The 19,157-nt window shown below is 46.6% G+C and carries 14 protein-coding genes; 2 read left to right on the top strand and 12 right to left on the bottom strand.

All coding sequences use genetic code 11. From position 1 onward, the window contains the following. Complete coding sequence (locus tag QHH26_05340) at positions 1-2,490, bottom strand: hypothetical protein (protein ID MDH7481388.1); 2,490 nt, start codon at positions 2,488-2,490, stop codon at positions 1-3. A 1-nt stretch (position 2,491) separates the two neighbouring features. Then, positions 2,492-3,640, bottom strand: coding sequence for a PmoA family protein (locus QHH26_05345; GenBank protein ID MDH7481389.1), 1,149 nt, complete (start codon positions 3,638-3,640; stop codon positions 2,492-2,494). A 241-nt stretch (positions 3,641-3,881) separates the two neighbouring features. Between QHH26_05345 and QHH26_05350 the strand changes: the two genes are divergently transcribed. Then, positions 3,882-4,880, top strand: coding sequence for a hydroxyacid dehydrogenase (locus QHH26_05350; GenBank protein ID MDH7481390.1), 999 nt, complete (start codon positions 3,882-3,884; stop codon positions 4,878-4,880). On the opposite strand, the gene folE2 is transcribed toward QHH26_05350, so the two are convergent. The 10 genes from folE2 to QHH26_05400 form a co-directional block, all read right to left on the bottom strand. After that, entirely contained in the window at positions 4,849-5,673 is an 825-nt protein-coding gene (gene folE2, locus QHH26_05355) for a GTP cyclohydrolase FolE2 (GenBank protein ID MDH7481391.1), read from the bottom strand. The genes QHH26_05350 and folE2 overlap by 32 nt on opposite strands. Positions 5,674-5,803: 130 nt before the next feature. Then, on the bottom strand, positions 5,804-7,555 hold the full coding sequence (locus QHH26_05360; GenBank protein MDH7481392.1) for a gamma-glutamyltransferase family protein: 1,752 nt from the start codon (positions 7,553-7,555) through the stop codon (positions 5,804-5,806). A 14-nt stretch (positions 7,556-7,569) separates the two neighbouring features. Next, a complete protein-coding gene (locus QHH26_05365) occupies positions 7,570-8,925 on the bottom strand; it encodes a hypothetical protein (GenBank protein MDH7481393.1) in 1,356 nt (451 codons plus the stop codon). A 31-nt stretch (positions 8,926-8,956) separates the two neighbouring features. Further along, a complete protein-coding gene (locus QHH26_05370; protein MDH7481394.1) occupies positions 8,957-9,301 on the bottom strand; it encodes a cupin domain-containing protein in 345 nt (114 codons plus the stop codon). Between the two features lie 92 nt (positions 9,302-9,393). Then, on the bottom strand, positions 9,394-10,230 hold the full coding sequence (locus tag QHH26_05375; protein MDH7481395.1) for a hypothetical protein: 837 nt from the start codon (positions 10,228-10,230) through the stop codon (positions 9,394-9,396). Positions 10,231-10,339: 109 nt separating this feature from the next. Further along, entirely contained in the window at positions 10,340-13,135 is a 2,796-nt protein-coding gene (locus QHH26_05380) for a heparinase II/III family protein (protein MDH7481396.1), read from the bottom strand. Positions 13,136-13,198: 63 nt separating this feature from the next. Next, positions 13,199-14,251: a sialidase family protein gene (locus QHH26_05385; protein ID MDH7481397.1), complete on the bottom strand. Its 1,053-nt coding sequence runs from the start codon at positions 14,249-14,251 to the stop codon at positions 13,199-13,201. Positions 14,252-14,326: 75 nt separating this feature from the next. After that, positions 14,327-15,082 carry a carbohydrate-binding family 9-like protein gene (locus tag QHH26_05390; GenBank protein ID MDH7481398.1) on the bottom strand — a complete coding sequence of 252 codons (756 nt, stop codon included), beginning with the start codon at positions 15,080-15,082 and terminating at the stop codon, positions 14,327-14,329. 31 nt (positions 15,083-15,113) lie between these two features. Continuing rightward, the gene (leuS, locus tag QHH26_05395; protein ID MDH7481399.1) at positions 15,114-17,606 is read right to left on the bottom strand and encodes a leucine--tRNA ligase; all 2,493 of its coding nucleotides are present in this window, start codon (positions 17,604-17,606) and stop codon (positions 15,114-15,116) included. A 59-nt stretch (positions 17,607-17,665) separates the two neighbouring features. Beyond that, the gene (locus tag QHH26_05400) at positions 17,666-18,484 is read right to left on the bottom strand and encodes a hypothetical protein (protein ID MDH7481400.1); all 819 of its coding nucleotides are present in this window, start codon (positions 18,482-18,484) and stop codon (positions 17,666-17,668) included. A gap of 90 nt (positions 18,485-18,574) precedes the next feature. Here QHH26_05400 and QHH26_05405 point away from each other — a divergent pair, with 90 nt between their 5' ends. Beyond that, positions 18,575-19,156, top strand: coding sequence for a response regulator (locus QHH26_05405; protein ID MDH7481401.1), 582 nt, complete (start codon positions 18,575-18,577; stop codon positions 19,154-19,156). Position 19,157 lies beyond the last annotated feature (1 nt).

The following is a 19,157-nucleotide window of genomic DNA, read 5'->3' on the forward strand; positions in this document are numbered from 1 at the left end:
TCACTCGCCCTGTGCAAAAGTAGCTGCTTTTAATTTATCGGTAAGGAAAAACTCCACGTTATATTCACAATTGACAATCTTTGGGACGAGGATGCGAACACACTCCCAATCACCCTCAAGATCAAGTATAAAGACAGCCCATGAGAAGCCCGAGCGAACACGTGGAATAAGCGGTGGCACCCTATATGGTTCCATCCAAACACCATCAAGCCATACGGCACATTGAGCAATTCTCGGGTCAAGTGAGGGCCGGAAAGGCTTCCCATCCTCAAAATATCTGATAATTATGACCATGGAGCAATCGGTTGAGTGTGGCCAATCTTCGCGACATGCGCTACTACTGTAGTATGGTAATAAGCGGAGTTTGATGTTTGACTGCGGCTTAATATTGCCCTCTTTGGTAGCCAAATAGACCAGGTTTTGCTTCCCGAAATTGATATAGCTATAATCCCTAGTCCAAGGATAAAGTACAGAGAAACCAGCTTCTCCGTTTACTCCCATTGGGTGGTTGTTTATATACAATTCGCCTTTTAGGCCACTAATATCAATCATTAATGGAAATGATTCCCAAGTACGAGGCAATTCAGGTCGGCAACGAAATGCCAGTCCGGTACCAAAATCTATTGTTTCCAATGGTTGGGTAATTTCTGTTATTACACCTTCCGGTGGCAGTACGAGCGTAACAGGGATTTGCTCATTTTCCGTTCGCCTAAATTTCCTTTCCAATAACTCGATATGTTCATCGGATGGCTCTACTTCAAGCCATTTTACCTCCCAAGGGTCAATATGAATATGAAAGCTGCTGCCTGGAAGGATCGCCCATGCCGCATGTTCTGGGAAAATTTGAACGCAGATATTTCTCACTGACGGGTCACAGTGCAAATCCTCAGCACGAAGCTCCAAGACTTTTGTTTCCCAGGAGGGATTATAAAGGGCTACCAAGCCTCGGCCATGTATTGCGCTTGAAAACCCATATACCTTTCCTAATTCTGGCTTTCCGATGACGCGCTGAAGCAAACCAATACTCGCACGGTGAGCGTTCCTCACTTGTACAAGACGCTGAAGGAAAAGCCTATCGTCATCATCCAACAAATGTAGCTCTCCTGAAAGCATTATTCGGCCGGTTCGGGAAAGCGACATAATCAAATCACGTTTCCAAAACTGCTTTCCTGACCAGAAAGGCCGGTCCGAATAACCAATGTAAATGCCGTTATCCACTTCAAATAAGCAATGCCTAAGGTCATTATGCAATATTTGACTATGCCTCAAGCTTGGTGCTGGAATCTCGGCTGTGCCATCACCATCCTCGGAAACGAAATCAGCGTATTTTAACCACCAAGGCGAACATTGGGATGTCGAGACTTGGATTACAATCTCAGGGTCAGCTGCTTTGAGATAAGAGAACAATTCTATCAATTTTCGAGCGCGCAGATTTAGCTGATATTTATTAGAAAGCGCATTGTCTTGGGTGCCCAAATGAAAGGAGATAAACTTTAGCCCACTATTCATTAATCCCAAGAGGAAATCCCGGGGGTCCCCAATTTCCAACAAATGACTAAAATCAAAGCTAATACCTGGCTTAAGGCCGGCGTTTTTTATTTTTTCTAGGGTGCTACCTAAACCATCGGGAAAACATTCGTCTCCTGAAGAGAAAGCTGGCACAACATCACAGTCTGCAAAGTCGAGAATAAAATACTCAAATGGTATACGCCAATTCGTTTTCAAGTCGAAGACATGTCTTAGTTGTTCCGCTATTATATGTTCACTTGGACCTTCACGCTCATGGGCACCACGAGAAGAGTACCAACAGTGAAAATGCTTGCTTTTATTAACCCTCACCTCTTCGATATAGCTTAAAACCTCAGCCTCAATCTCTCTAGTGCAAAGTCGGAAGATAGCACGCTCGGTCTCAAAAGTTTCACCTGGCTTGATTATCGACGCCGGATAATATTCTAATGAGACTAACGAGTCCCTAATAATGTTTTCGGATTCCGGAAACTCAATTGCGGTGAATGCGCTGTTTCCAATGACTACCGGCAAACCGCGCCCGCCTCCCGAAAGGTCTACGTCCTCAGGCACCTCGAACCTATCAAGCACTACGTCGAAAAGCATGAGGGATTTTTCGTCGATATTTTTAATTAATAGTTGCTTTGATAACTGAGGACCTACCCCTGCGCTCACACGAAGCTCTATTTCTAATTCGGGATTATGATGTCTGAAAAAGAAAATTAAACCCGAACCCTCGGATTCTCGTGCTTCCAAAAAATCGGCATTAGCGGGATTGATTTCAATAGATGGGGCACTCTCACCTGGTGAGCTGACGCGGAGAATAAACTCGCATACGTGCGCCAGCGACAACTTCATGGTATTCCTGGCGTCACCAATAACTCCACTTCGGAAACCCGACCCAAGGTCAAGCATCCGGTAGACAACATCGTTACCTATATAAATAGTGCCTTCAGAATTAGCCTGGTTGGAAATTTTTTGCACCTTATTCCACCGCCACAACAGGCGGGTTGATATATCCGTGATACTTCTCAGCTACGTTTCCGGCAATCACATCGCCGCTATGAATATATATCCGATAAGCAAATGGAAATATCTCTCCAGCCTTTAAAATGTAGCTCCCATCAACGTTGGGGTCTCTTTTATATGCCGATAAAGCAAATGGATTCGCAGTCATAAGGCCATAATCTCGAACATGCCAATAAGTAGGATATCGGAAGTTAGCTGGATTATCAAATATCGTAATTCCAACGGTTTGGCTTTCTACCGGTCCAGAGTAATCACACCAATGTGCGCGCTTTCCCCAAGTTTCAATTTCAGTAACGCCGCCGTATGAGTTTGTAATCAAGCCTCCCTTGTTGCCATCCATACTCGTGGCGACCCTAATCGCCACTATGCCGCCTTCTTTGGTATCACCAAACCGAACGTCACCTTGGGTTGCTTTGAATACGACGCGTAGGTCTATCAAACGGGCATGTTCTGTTACATTGTATACGATAACTTCGCGCTCTTCCTCCATTATCTTATTTCCCGAGGAATCGAGCCAATCATTCAACGTTTTTATCCGTCCAAAAGCTGGGCCACTGCTTTTATCGAGAAACTCTTTGTGCACGGTCACAGCATGGCCAGGTTCCTCAGACCATCCATCCGCACCGTTTAGATCACCAAAAGCAACCCACAAAGACCTATGGTGTTTGTGGTCGCTAGTTTCGCCAGGGACATCCTTCTCCATTGGAAAGCGCCTGGTCACGTTTACACCGCCTGGACCTATTAAAGGAAACATAAATGGCCTTGGGAGATCAGATACGTAGTGATAGGCTGTAAACAGCTTCCCGCCTATCCTAAACTCGACTTTTTTGCCATCATCAATAAGATTCACGCCATCGGTCGTACTAGAAGAACAACCTATCTCAAATTCACGGCTTTCTCCCTTTGGTAAAGCATCAACTACTATACAAAGATGGATGCAATCTCCCTGCCTGTTCATGACCTGGGCTGGAATTGCCCGGCCCGTTCCAATCTCGACAAGAGAAACACCCAAGTCTTTTGGGTCTTCCATCCCATCTATTGCTACAATAACTGGCTCATTGTAGTAGCTATGCCTAACTGCTTTGATTGAAATCTTCCTAGCCAACTTTCATTCCACCAATCAACTCTAGACTTACTTATCTTCGCGAGAAGTGAATCCCGCCTTTGTGTGGCATGACTTGTACAACTAACCCGCGTTTATTAGACGCACAACAAGCTAATTTTGTGCAATTCCACGGTTATCTAATCTACTACTTTAAGGCTTTTGGTGTCAACCAAACTTTGCTCTTGACTTATAAGATATCGCCAGGTAAGCTGGGGATAACAACCAAAAATGGAGACACATTATGCACAAGATACTTATCCTTCCTGGACCAACACTCAGGGCTCGACTCTTCAGCCAAGAATCGCTAGCTAGACTCAATGCTCTTGGCGAAGTTGTTGTAAACCCAAACGACCGAAACTACACCGAAGAAGAGCTTTCTTTGCTTATATCAGGATTCGATGCCTGCATTACGAGCTGGGGTTCGCCACGATTTGGTCCTAACGTCATCGCAAATGCAGGTAAACTGCGTGTTATCGTCCACGCCGCCGGTTCAATCAAGGGAATAATTACACCTGAGGTCTTCAAACGAGGTATCACCGTTTGCACATCACAACCAGCAATGGCTATTTCAGTAGCTGCAATGACAGTAGCTATGATGGAAATCATGCTTAGAAATGTGGTCAACTTAGCTACTGCCATCCGTACACAAAAAACCTGGCGGCCCCACGGAGTTGCAGAACCACGAGAACTGAATGGCAAGCGCGTTGGCATCGTTGGTGCAAGCCTTATCGGGCGCGAAGTAATTAGATTTATTAAACCATGGGATGTTGAGCTTTGTATCTATGATCCTTACATTACTCCTGAGGAAGCTGAGAACCTTGGGGCAAAAAAGGTTTCCTTAGAGGAACTGTTCGCAAAATGCGACGTAATTTCAATCCATGCGCCGCTGACGGAAGAAACCCGCCACATGATTCGCCGTGAGCATTTGCAGTCAATTAAGGAAGGAGCGGTGCTGATTAATACCGCGCGAGGGGCAATTATAGACCACGATGCACTATTGGAAGAATTGAAAACAGGTCGGTTCACCGCAGCTTTAGATGTAACCGACCCCGAACCTCTTCCAGATGGTCACGAGTTCTTTGCGCTTGAAAACGTTGTCTTTACGCCACACATTTCAGGAGGCACACCTGAGATGGTTCGCCGCCAAGGAGAGGCAGCAGTCCACAACCTTGAAATCTTTTTCTCCGGCGGGACTCCTTCGCGCCTTGTTACCGAGGAGATGTTGCCTCGGATTGCATAAGCGTCTCTTGGTGGTATGCGTATGCGTTGTGGGCGTGAATCGATTCCTCTGATTCACACTCAACTTCAAACCACCGAAGGCGAGGCTCCTTCCGAAGAACGAGAACGCAGTCACGCACAACATCTTCGACGAACTTTGGAGTCATAAATGCACGCTCAGTAACGAATTTCTCATCTTCGCGCTTGAGGATTGGATAGATTTGGGCACTCCCTTGCTGTTCCAAAATGTGGACGAGTTCCTCAATCCAAAGCGATTTTCCTGGAACAAAACGCACACTTGCTCGAATGAAAGCCCTTTGGTTGTGTGCTCCAACCTCCGATATGGCTTTACTGCAAGGACATACAATATTAATTGGGACATTAACTCGGAGTGTAAAGTCAAATGTCTTCCCATTTAGGTCGCCACAAAACGCACTGTCATAGCCGAGTATGCTCCTCAGCTTTGATACAGGCGCTTGTTTTTCGATGAAATACTTAAATCTGATGTTAACGTGCGCCATCTCAGCTCGAAGGTGATCCTTGGTTTGCTGAAGTATCAACCTGACTTCATGGCCTGAAACTGGACGGTTGCGCCATTCCTCCAATATCTCAATGAATCGGCTCATGTGTGTGCCCTTGTAATAGTGGGGCAGGTCCGCCATCAGGTCTACGGTAGCCAGAACAGTTTGATGGCCATCCTCCATAGCCTTGATTTGAAACGGAATTTCAACGCCTTTGACGCCGACCCGCTGAAGGTATACCTTCCTTCGGTCATGGCTGCTCTGAGTATCCACTAATGTCTTTGATTTATCCAAAGTCCAGCTCTCCGTAACGCATTCTTATTTTACATTTACTTTTAGAACAGCATGCACCTTCATAGCTATTAAGCCTTTGACGATTCCCTTTATTTTTATGGTGGCAAATGTTTTATCACAAGGTGTTCCGTCACCACCCAGCCGCATAGGCCGTCTCCATACGAGGCGAGGCGGCGCCAAAGATCACATCATTGTGTTTTTGAATTCCAAGCACCCTGCCAAAAGCCCATGGTCCACCAACAGCAATTATGTGGCCTCTCCGCGCCAACTCTTCTCGAATGCTTTCGGGTATGCGCTCTTCAACAGCTAACCGCTTGGACAACATAGTGCGTGGATAGAATGAGCTTGGAAAATGAGATGTGTGGAATAATGGTGCATCCACAGCTTCCTGAACATTCATGCCAAAGTCCACAACATTCAAGAAGAACTGAAGCGTCCATTGGTCTTGCATATCGCCGCCAGGGGTACCAAACGCCATAAACGGCATGCCGTCCTTAATACATAAAGACGGTGTGAGAGTCGTTCTTGGCCGCTTGCCAGGTTGAAGTGCATTTGGCCGACGTGAATCTAGGAAGAACATTTGTCCCCTGGTGCCAAGCGGGAAGCCGAGACCTGGGACCGCCGGCGACGACATCAGCCATCCGCCACTAGGGGTAGCTGAGAACATGTTTCCAGCGGCATCAACGACGTCTAAATGAGTTGTGTCATGGTCGGCTGAATCTGACTCATTTGGCGGCGCGACAAAAGCTGGGTCATATGGCAAAGGTCCACAGCCAACATCTCCCGGCCTAAACTCATCAGATGCCTGCCGTTGGTCTATCAATCCCCTTCGGGAATCCGCATAATCTTTCGACAGAAGAATGTCAAGCGGCACGTCATCGAACTCAGGATCGCCATAATATGCCTCCCTGTCTGCAAAGGCAAGCTTAGCACACTCGATTATTGTATGGATATAATCCGCTGAGTTATGACCCATTTTTCCAAGGTCAAAACCTTCCAGAAGGTTTAATTGCTGTAGAAAAACCGGCCCCTGAGACCATGGGCCGCACTTAAACACATCATATCCACGGTAGTTGACAGTCACGGGGTCCTCTATTCGGCTTCGGTAGCCCGCGAGATCATCATACTCAATCAATCCAGAATGCGAAACGCCGGTTGCATCCTTCACTTTTGTGCTCTGGGCAAATTCTGCTATCCTTTCAGCAATCTCGCCTTTATAGAAAGCATCCCTAGCAGCTTCAAGAGCGCCATCACGGCCCCTTTTTGATGCTTCTTTCTCCACTTGGATAATCTTCCGGAAAGTAGCTGCCCAGTATGGCTGGCAGTAGATTTCTCCAATTTCGGGAACTTTGCCGTTAGGAAGAAATGCCTCTGCAGAAGTTGGCCATTCTGAAAGAAATTTTTCCGCATGAGTGCGCAGGACATTTCTGAGATGGGCATACATAGGGAAACCAAACTCTGCAAGCTCAACCGCTGGCGCAAGCACTTCGGCAAGCGTCATTGTGCCAAACTCCCGAAGCGCCGTCACCCACGCATCGAAAGCTGCCGGCACGGTGGCGGGAAGGAAGCCGTCTCCTGGAATTAAACTAATTCCTTGTTTTCTAAACCATTCAATGGTTGCCCGCTTTGGAGCCGTTCCCTGCCCATTGATTGCAAAGACCTTCCTGTGCTTAGCCGAATAAATCAATATTGGCACCTCGCCGCCAATTCCATTAAGCTGGGGCTCAAGAACCGCAAGACAAAAGCCAGCGGCAACCCCTGCATCAATTGCATTGCCACCTTGATGAAGAATTCTCAGCCCTGCATCCGTTGCAAGGTAATGTCCGGTTGAAATCACCGCGTGTGTGCCCATTATTACAGGCCTGGTAGTGAATCCTGCCAACTGATTCTCCTCGACTAGCTGTTTTTTAGAAATTGAATAATAGTTTCAGGATCATTTATATCCTTGAGGCGCCCATCTATCTTCATCGAAGGAGCGATTGACTTGCCGACTTCGACAAAGAACCGCATTCTGGCACCTTCATCCCGCCCAAAAGCCGCATATGCCTTTTCGCTAAACCAGCCAAAATCCGCGTATCTCGCAAGAACGGTATGCCCATAGATGCACCGTGCACCATCGACAAAATCTTTCACATAAGGCTTCAGTTCTGGCGCCGAGAAGTTGTCTACAAAGGGCTGTCCCGCCCTGTTCATTTCCGTACCAACGGAGATTGGCATTCTAAAATCTCTTGCAGCCCGCACGACTTCGTCCAATTTGCGGAGCTTGAGCGCTTTCTCGGCAGGATCCTTAATGTTCCAATTCCGGTCAGGGATAATGTTAACCGAAACTACACCCTTTGAACGAAGTAGTGCAAGAAACTCTATCGTATTTTCCTCGCCTGCATTAGTACCATCCAGCCACGCAATCATCGGCAGGGCATCCATTCCATGAATCATTTGGACTGCTTCCTCAATGGTAGGAAAGCTTCCGCTATCCGGCGGCACGTACCCTACCCCGCCAAACTTCATAAGTTTCGATCTCATTATCTCATGAAACTTTGGCGTATCAGGTATAAGTGTCGCCACCTCTTCTTTTGATATGCCTAACTTTTCTGACCAGAATGATGCAATTTTGTCCATATTTCCGCCAAATACTTGCTCAGCCTTATACTCATAAGCTTTCAAAAGATGGCGTTCAGTTGCATTGCCCGAAGGAGTCAAAGGAATTACATCCGATTCATAGTCAAGCTGAACATCACCCAGGTATGCATTCACCCTTGCCATTAAGCCGATATTTCGCATGCGGACTGTCTGAGCCATTGACCTAAGTATGCGCTCCGCTTCGCTTCCTGCAGGAGGTTGCTTAAAGCATCCCGCCGCCATAAAGTAGGCAATTCCCGGCTCATTAGGAGAGCTCATCACTTTATCCTCAAGCTCCTTAATGAAAACACGGGTTTCAAGGCCAACAACTGTTTTCAGCCCAAGAATCTCGCCTGCCGCAAGAAACTCATCCATGCCGTCTAGGACATCAAAATCCACTATTCCTGATATCTCCAAGCCATACTTTAGGCTCTCCCATGCAATGCGGCTTGGCGACCAGCCATTCGCATTGAAGGAAAAGAATGTGTGGAAGTGAAGATTGACCTCTTCTTTCGGCGGCGGCACCTTAATCTGCCCTGATTGAACTTGCAATGCAAGTTCTTCCAAAGCGGCACGGCGCTCATTATGGTCAAAACTATTGAGTTGCTGTTCGAGAGCTACTTGGTTGGACAATTAAAGCGGCCTCCTTCATCAGCAAGGTCTTCTATTCACCACAAAAGAACTCATCGTCATGCTGCCATGCGGGCACACCAACAATCAGGCATTTAACCTCGCCATAGGCCCTGTGTGGCAAGCCAGGCGGAATGAGAATAGTTACGCCTGGCTCTAAAGGAACCACCTCATCACCTAGTTCCATCTCCCCAATACCTTCGAGAATATAATAAAACTCGGTAACCTTTTTATGGTAATGCTTTTTGGAATCAGTGATATAGGTTACGTGGATATTGGCAACAGGTGTGTCTTCGCATGTTATTATCCTCGTGCTCTCACCGCAGGGGCATTGTATTGTAGGAACTTCTTCAAGTTTTCGGTAAATATAATTAGCCATGATTTTCCCCTCTGGGGCAACAAAATTTTTAAACCTACCAGCACAATTTTGAAATTAAGTCAATTGCAAAACTCCACAATGCATCTATATTACTAAGCTACCCTCAACGCTTTAATAAAATCGTCTACGTCGAAAACAAAGCCAAACGCAAGGGCAACGCGCCAAAGAGCTTCTTCTTTGTGAAGCTCCTCCCGTGCACTTTCCTTGTTTTCCACAGCAGTAGTCGCCTGCCTGATTACAGAACACATTATCCCCCGCTTTGACATGTCCGCCATTCCGCCCGGCGAGAGAAGCAGACACCAATTAATCGCAAATCCGGTGTAAATAAGATGATTCACACCTGCTTCCTTACACAAAGCAAACAATTGGTTGCCATTCTCAGCGATTCCCTCATCCCCAACAGGCTTTGCTGCTGGATGAAAATCGAGATTTTTAAAGCCTTCTGCCACATCCGCTGCATTATGACGACCAACAGAAACTCGGTCATCCCTGAACTTTCTTAACTTTTCGAGAATCGGGTCAGCTTTTATGCTTTCAAGTCGCTCAGGTTCAGCACCTGCCAACTTAACTGCTCGCTGATAACCAGGATATTGACTGTAGTAATAGCTGCTGCCGCCGACCACATGGAAAAGCTTAAAGCCAGCTTCTCGAACCGCCGAAAGCAGCTTAGGAAAAACAGTTTGACAGATTTTATTGGCTCTAGGAATATATTCGACCGCCCTATGCCAGCCTGGGTATTTTTCCCTCGTGCCCATATCCCATGCATGCATTACGACAAGCGCCGTGTGGTCACGTGAAATTTCGATTTCTGCCTTCTTCCATCCGCCATAGCCCTCAGCTGGAACATCGAGACCGAAATCGGCATCGAACTGCTGGTAATAGCTTGCTGGAAGGGTAATAATTTCCGGTAACTTAGTTTTCTGCGACATATCATCCGCCTTAGTTTCATTACACAAAGTAATCTCCCCAGCGACTATAAAACCAGCTGCCCGCTTTAAAAATTCGCGTCGTGTAGGCATCTTGTTCTAACAAACTGAACTATTTAATGACATTCAAACTAGTGGCCTTGATATCTTTGGCACTGCCGGAGACAAGCAAGGCATTTCTTTCATCAATGGCTAGCTCAATTAACTCTGGTTTGCCGTTAAAAGCTATTTTGACACCATCGACCTCAAGGAAACTACCCTTACACACGATTATTTTTCTGATTTTCCCCTTTTTATCCTGTCGAACCATGCAAAGCTCAGCATCCGTTTGCATATCCCATTCCTTTTGGACAAGGATACCGTGTGTGCTTTCAATATCTGATGAGGTGATTAAATCGCGACTCCCATCTGCTAATAGTATTTCGACTGCCACTTGATTGTCTGAGCATGGTTCGCCTTTGGCATCTGAGAGAAAAAGCCTCCGAATCTCCTTAATGGCAGACCTACTTTCATACGGTTCCATTACCGCAACAAAGGTCGAAGATAAGTCTCCAGCAGTCGACCTCCTGCGCGTTATGATTCGCGGTATCCATGCGTCCGCAGTAGTGCTTATGCCGAGTGCAACCCATGCCTCAGCAACATACGCCTCAGCACCGTGAGTCAGGTCGGTATATCGGAAATGAATATCAGAGTCTTTTGGAAGATATTCGTATTTATCTTCAATCTTCCAATCAACGCTCCAGGGAATCTGAGGGGTGGAATCAACTTGGAAATTACGCATTTGCGTGCCGTAGCCATAATCTGGTGCTGGTTTGAGTGACAATCCGTCTGTTGAAATAGTTCCGAAATGGCTTCCGGTAAACTTAGCATGATCAGTTCCCCCAGCTACCCGGAACACATCAAATATATAAAAACCCGTTTCCGAAATATCCACAAGGGCTATCAAACGCTCAAACCGCCTGGTGCCGACTGGCTCCCCTCCTGCTGCTCGAATTGCGTGGAACTCCGCACCATCAGCCCATAGTGTGGAGGTGCCAGCACCGCCAGCATGATCTTTTCCGTCCACCACCACCGTATTGTGCGCCGCCGCCATGCCATACCATGTTGCCCTAGGTGATCCCCAGCCGCCAAATTGGACAGGCTTGTAGCCGAAGTCAGGCAGGAGGTCGAGACCTTTTGCAAAGAGGCCTAGGTGCATGTGATTTGCATGCCCATGTCCGCCCATTGAGTCATACTGAAGCCATGCTGCGCGAGCGTTCTTACCCGTGCCAGACCGAAGGATTGCTATATGCCACTCCTTTTTGTTGACACTCTTTTGCTCTATGGTTGGTCCAACTCGAGCAATTACATTGCGGACATTCCGTTGAAAAGCTTCGGGGTCATCGCAGAACAAATCGTATGGGAGGTTTTCCAATTTGTTTTCGTTCGCATGGTAAAGCACTTTGACAAAATTGGTATCTCCAGTCACCTCATACAAGCGCCACAGGAAGCTAAACATCGATGGAGTAAGTGCAAACGTCCACATACTACCAGCCGCCGGGTCTTTGGAGAAAATCACTCCGACATAAGAGGTGCACTTCCGAGCAAAACTTCCAGCGTCACCTACACAAGGATAGTATTCTTGCATGCACCAGGTGTCGATATGAAAGCGAAACATATCATGAATTCTCGGATGCCGCCTAAGAGCATTCGCTAGAAAATCCGAGTCAATTCTTGAAAACTGTTCTAGCAAGCCAGCGACGCTCTGAATGGTGATTGCCGAGTATCCAGACAGTCCCTTTTCTCCAGTTACGCCATCCACAGCGGTGGCACGCTCCATCATTGCATCAAATACAGCCATCACTTGGTCTTTATTTGTGGGCCAACCCAAGATTGCCATGATAACTATCTTAGTAATCTCTGCACGAGGATAGTTGGAATGAATTTTCGCTGGATTGGCCAAAGCATCGCGCAAAATGCGGTCCTCAATGTTGCGGCATATATCTTCCGCAGAGGTCTTTCGGCTAGTGATACCAAAAAGCTTTGCTTTCTGCGAAAGAAATTCAATCAGCTTTCTGTCTTCAAAAATGGCATCCGAAATCATATCGTATGCCATTGCAAGCTCGCGGGTTTCTTCGCATGCATCATGCCACACAGAGACATATCCGTTGCCTTGGTTCCGCCCGTCGTATAAATCTGCCTGAGACATGAAATCAAAGGTTGGATAAAGATCAGCAACCCTATCAAGGAGTATAGCAGCTTTGTGAGCATATCTGCGGTCACCGGTAACTATATATGCAGATGCAAGGTTTCGAATGCCGCCAAGAACCGCCTGTTTCCATTGGCCATAAATCAGATATGCGCCAATGAATTGCCACTTCCTTCCACCTTCCACGTAACCTGTGCCATCATCCACACCGAACTTATGGAGTGGGTCCTCTGGATTTGGATGCTCGGTATTGAAGAGAAGTGTTCGGTTGGCCCTCTTTGGATCAAAAATGCCATGTTCATCAAGGCCAGAAAGATAGAATTTGTAGAAATCATTCTTTGGGAAGAACTCTTTACAATGGGGGCATTGAACCTTCCATGGATGATTCAGTGCGTCATGGCGCCAGCCATACATGGGAACAGGTTTCTTGCAAGCAGGACAGTTGCCATCAGAAAGCACATGCCACGCCCGATGAATAGTTGGCCCAAACATGAGCGCCCAAAGCTCATCATCTGACATCTTCAACCAGGGTTGCGCCGCCTTAATAATTGCATTCTTTTGCCCAGCCATCCATTGGTATTTTGAAATATTTTTCCGGGCTTTCGCTACTAGTTCTGGTGGGAAGAAAACGCTATATCTTTTGCCGCCCTCAACAGCGCCAGCATGCGCCGATGAAGCAAGCATCAGCAGGGTGATCACTAAAAAGTATGACAATTGCATAGAAAGCTCTCCTCCGCTTCAAAATATAACCCTGCCATTCTTCTACGTAAGCAAAAGCCCCTCTCAAAAATCCTCTTCTCTAAACCTATAGCCTCGTATCTGCGCCTTTGGTGCATCATCAACTATGTAATTAACGGCAAAAAAGCAACCCTGCTCAATTTCGACCCAGCCGGTATAACCACCATCCGATTTTGGGCTTCGGTCATGATCAAGAGGCAAGATAACTCCAAACTGTTTTGACCTGTCAGTCTCCAGTGCGCTTTCAACCGACTCAAGGTAGGCGAAGGTATTTTTTGCCCATGCGCCTGCACCACCTGGTTGATGGCGATAGGTTATCATGACTTTTCCACTTTTTGTAAGATGAGCAACAGGACGATGGCCAGCCATCATCAAGGTTTCGAAAGGCCCTTCCCAAGTTTTGCCACCATCGTTTGAAATTGATTTATATATTGGCAGACCTTTGCCGCTGTTTTCCCGCATATAGCACACAAGCTCGCCAGTCGGAAGTTGGAGAATAGACGCTTCGCAGAAATTAAAGCCTTCTCTCGCCGCAATGGTGATAGGTTCGCTCCAGGTTTTGCCGCCGTCTATGCTTCGGCTCACGCACTGGAAGGTATTTCCCCGCCGAAACTGAGTTGCCAACAGCCAATCACCGTTCGCAAGCTCGATAACTTCATCGGGCATGATGCCATGAACGCCAGTTTTATGTTCAGCAGACCAGGTTTCCCCATAGTCATTGCTGAAAAAGAACACTATATCCGAGCCTGCCCCACCCTTCTCATCATCAGCTGGCGGAGTTTTGAATACATCACAAATCAGCAGTATACGTCCATCCTTTAGCTGCTGAACCTTCGGGCAGTTATATTTCAGCAGAACGCCGTCCTTCTGGTGGCTCTCAGCCAAGATTTTTCGTTCTGAGAATGTCTTGCCATTGTCATCGCTTATCCGCACAACTAATCTGCAAAAATCTTTTGCAACATGGGAATCGCTCTCTCGATATGTAAGTATTATTCTTCCATTGTTGCATCTTGCTAAGCTTGGAAAACATTCGTATAGGGAATCATCCCGGCTGATGGTGAATTTTTCGATGGTGTATCCGACTCGTGGCTTTTCCATGGCAGCTCCTACATGAAAACTTAGCAATAGAAAGAAACAAATAATACCTGTAGAGCAACCCACATTCATAGCGTTCTACTTGCAAAATACAAGCACGCCAAAGTTTTTCGGCTGATGAAACACGCCTGGTGAAAGGGACCACGAAAGGAATTGATCGTCTTCCTTAGCTGGCCCGGCACGCTCACAACGAAACATATTGGCTCTCCACGAATCGCCTATTTTTGGAGGGACATTAACTTTCCTGCCTTTAAAATCCAACCAAGGGATGGCCATTTCGGCAGTCCACTTCTCATCCTTGTCGTTTCGATTGTCGAGCGTTCCGTAAACCTTTACGCCAGTCTTCAACCCTTTGACATTATAGCGTGCAAGTGTAGCAGCTTTAGCTTGAAAACCAGCGCGCGTAATGTTTAAGTCAACGACCACATTGCGCGGGCTGATGTCTATCTCCCAGTAGTGCCGCCCACAACCTTCGGGATCTATGAAAATCTCAGCTGCTTCTTCAGCATAAACGGGGTCATCGAACTTGGTATAATTGCTCCAAATATCATCGTCCCAGCAGATGAAGGCTACATAAAGATATTTGTCATCCCATAGAAGCTTTGCTGTAGTTCGAGCCTCTTGAAGGTCTCCAGGCTGAAATACTTCTTTAAAGGGCGAAGTTTCGGGCGCATGGCCCCATTCTTCCTCGGTAAGGACACCGTCAATTGTTATTGGAGCCTTTGTCCTGTGGACTTCATAATACGACCACTGGGATGGGTCAACAATGGTCGGTTGGACTTTGATTACTGTCTGACAAATAGCAACATAAGCCAGAAGAAGAAGCTTAGCCAATTAATTCCTCCGTTCTCTTAGGGAAACTTGCTTAAACTACTATATTTACCAACTTCCCTGGAACAACAATAACCTTTCGCACAGGTTTATTATCTAGGAACGACTTGATTCTTTCGCTTTCTAAGGCAAGCCGCTCAAGCTCTGCGCGGTCGGTGTCCACGGGTACCTCAATTCTATCTCGGACTTTGCCGTTTATTTGAAGCACAATTGTAACTTGCTCAACCTTCGCAATCTCAGGGTCGAACTCAGGCCAGCTCTGCTGGTATGTGGTGCCTGATTTCCCCAGGCGCTCCCAAAGCTCATCTGCCAGGTGAGGAGTAAATGGACTGAGAAGCAACACAAGGTTTTCCATAGCTTCAGACAAAACAGCAAAGCTGACAGCTGACGGGTTAGAGCCAATGGCATCCAAATAATCTGCCATCTCATTCACCATTTCCATTAGAGCACTCACCGAAGTATTGAAGTGGAAACGCTCAATATCTTCGGTAACCTTGCGAATTGTTTGATGGGTTTTTCGACGCATATTCCGCTCAGGCACGCTCAGGTCTGCGCCTTTGAGCTTTTCCCTCCAAGACGAATCGAAGTTTGCGGAATTTGCGTTAAAGAGGCGCCAGACGCGATTTAGATACCTAAAAACCCCTTCGATGCCCTGATCGCTCCATTCAGCGTCCTGGTCGGGAGGTCCGATAAATAAAATAAACATGCGCCCTGTATCCGCGCCATACTTGCTACAAATATAATCCGGGGAGACCACATTGCCACGAGATTTGCTCATCTTAAAGCCATCTTTATAAATCATGCCCTGGGTAAATAGGCGTGTAAATGGCTCAGAGAAATTAATCAAGCCAAGGTCCTTAATTACTTTTGTAAAGAACCTGGAGTAAAGTAAGTGGAGTACTGCATGCTCAACGCCACCGACATATTGGTCAACAGGCAGCCAAAAGTCAACTGCATCCTTGTCAAAAGGCATTTTTTCTTCATGCGGACTTGCGTATCTTAGGAAATACCAAGACGAGTCTATCCATGTCGCCATGGTATCAGTTTCGCGTCTTGCTTTTCCACCACATTTAGGACAATCCGTATACAAAAACGTGGCTGATGTTGTAAGTGGTGACTCACCTTTACCGGTAAACTTCACATCCGTTGGCAGGACAACGGGAAGCTTATCTTCGGGAACAGTCACCATACCACATTTCTCGCAATAAACAATTGGGATTGGCGTGCCCCAATAACGCTGGCGAGAAATAAGCCAGTCGCGCAAGCGGTAGCTTATTTGCCGATGGCCTATATTATGTTCCTCCATATAATCTGCAATAGCCTTCTTGGCTTCTTCGCTTGGCATACCATCGAATGGCCCCGAGTTGATTTGAATACCTGGTTCGATATAAGCTGCCACCATATGGTGAGGATCCTGGGGCGCTTGACCTGGAGGAACAATAACCTCTCGAATTTCCAAGCCATACTTCTTTGCAAACTCAAAATCACGTTCATCATGCGCTGGGACCCCCATGACCGCGCCTGTTCCGTATTCTAATAAAACGTAATTCGCAATCCAGATTGGAACTTTCTCTCCATTCATTGGATTGATAGCGTTAGCCCCAATAAACATGCCAATCTTTTCCAGTGTAGTTGATAGGCGCTCTATCTCACTCAACGTTCGCACTTTAGCCACAAAATCTTTAACAGGCTTTTCATACTCCGTGCCAGCAGTGAGTTTTGCTACTAGTGGGTGCTCGGGGGCAAGAACCAGATATGTCACGCCATAAACAGTATCCTGACGTGTAGTGTAAACAGGAACATCGTCGCCAGTCTCTGCAACTTTGAATTTAATGACGACCCCTTCGCTGCGGCCAATCCAATTACGCTGCATTGTCCGCACACGCTCAGGCCATTCTTCTAACAAATCGATATCCTGCAGTAAGCGATCAGCGTATTCTGTGATTTTGAAGAACCACTGTTCCAAATCTTTTCGAACAGCAGTGCTGCCACAACGCCAACATACGCCGCCTTCGACTTCCTCATTCGCCAACACAGTCTGACATTCGGGGCACCAGTTCACTGGCGCAAGCTTCTTGTATGCCAAGCCTTTTTCTAGAAACTTTAGAAAGAACCATTGGTTCCACTTATAGTATTCTGGAAGGCATGTTATGACCTCGCGGTCCCAATCGAAGGAAATCCCAAGTTGGCCAAATTGCTCGCGCATCCTAGCAATGCAATCCATCGTCCATTTAGCTGGATGGATGCCGCGTTCAATAGCAGCGTTCTCAGCAGGCAGCCCAAAGGAATCAAAACCCATCGGGTGGAGGACATTATATCCTTGCATTACTTTGCAACGAGAAATAACATCGCCTATGATATAGTTGCGCATGTGGCCCATGTGCAACTCGCCAGAAGGATATGGGAACATATCGAGGTAGTAATACTTTGGCTTTTCAGGGTCGTCCCGAGTTTTAAATAGTTGGGCTTTAGACCATCGTTCTTGCCACTTTTTCTCGATTGACTGAAAATCGTATTTCTCTGCCATCACCCTCATCCTTACAAGACCGGCAATTATCACCGGGGAAGTATGATTTAATAAATTTCCTATCTTCGCAGAAAGAAAAACCCTGCCACAACAAGAAACGCTAGGAGAATTGCTCCCGCATAGATTATAGCAACAAGCTCATCGCGTTTGAGCCTAAAATATCTCAAATTCATGGCTATTACTGCAACCCCCATGGGAACTAAAGCAGGCAACGCAGTTCTATAATATAGAACTAGCAGCATCGAAGCTGTCAAAAGCGCATAACCCAACCAAAAAGAGCCTTTTATGTTCATTTGAAAGCGATACAATACACTAAAGAATAGGGCTAGAAATACAAAGTCGCCAATGCCTATCATAGTAATCGGTTGAGGATGTCCAATGGACGGCACCTGCACCGATGCGGCTGCCACCGTAGGCATTGCGTTGGTTAAAAGATGGCTCAAAGGCCCCCAAGTAACGCTCCAGTAATCCACCAGCGCAGCGAAAATGGCGGCGGGTAAAAGCAAGTTCGGTTCGCTAATAATAAAGCTAACAAGGTAGCCTATGGAACCAGCCAAAAGCATCATAGAAAGCGACCGAGTTGCAAGTATGCAATCCACCAATAAGGGGTTTGTTATCTTCACATTTAGCATAATATAGGTCAAGGCGATCGTCAAAGCAAAATTGGGAACTGCAACAAACAAAGCAGATATTGGCCTTAATTGCATCCGAGCGATTACTAGCATCAGAGCCAATTGCACTAGCATGAAGGCGCAAATTGAAATAAACGCCGCTACATCCGGCCGCAGCAGCTTAATCCGGAGCATAGGAAGGCCAATTCTCATAAACAGGTAGAGGGCCAATGCACCAATGCACCAGCCCACATGGTTAAGCCGCATACTTTTATCCACTTATCTGCAAATAGGCACTTTGACAAAGATTATACCATATAGTAGAATTTTCGAACAAGTTGAAGCGGGGAGGAGTAATTGGTGCAGACACTTCGTATACTCATTGCTGACGACGAATCAATCATTCGGCTAGATTTAAGAAAGATACTCGAAAAAATGGGCCACCAGGTTGTAGCAGAGGCAGGCGACGGCGAAAAAGCTGTGGAACTTGCTCGGTTGCTCAAACCTGATCTTGCCATTCTCGACATCAAGATGCCAAAGATGGATGGACTTGATGCGGCAAAGATAATCTCGGAGGAAAAGATTGCGCCTACCATACTCTTGACCGCATACAGCCAGCAGGACCTCATAGAAAGAGCCAAGAAAGCTGGGGTTTTTGGCTATCTAGTCAAGCCCTTCAAAGAAGCTGACCTTCTGCCTGCTATTGAGGTAGCAATCTCCCGCTATCAAGAAAAGGAGGCTCTTGAAAAAAATGTTGGCGACCTCCAAGAGAAACTAGAAATCCGCAAGCTAATCGAGCGTGCAAAGGGAATACTCATGGAGAAACGCGGCATGAAAGAACAAGAAGCTTTCCGCTGGATTCAAACACAAAGCATGAATACTCGAAAAACAATGAAGGAGATTGCAGAAGCGATCATCCTGACGCAAGATATGGGATAGA

This window comes from Armatimonadota bacterium (genome assembly GCA_029907255.1).
Lineage (GTDB): Bacteria > Armatimonadota > UBA5829 > DTJY01 > DTJY01 > JAIMAU01.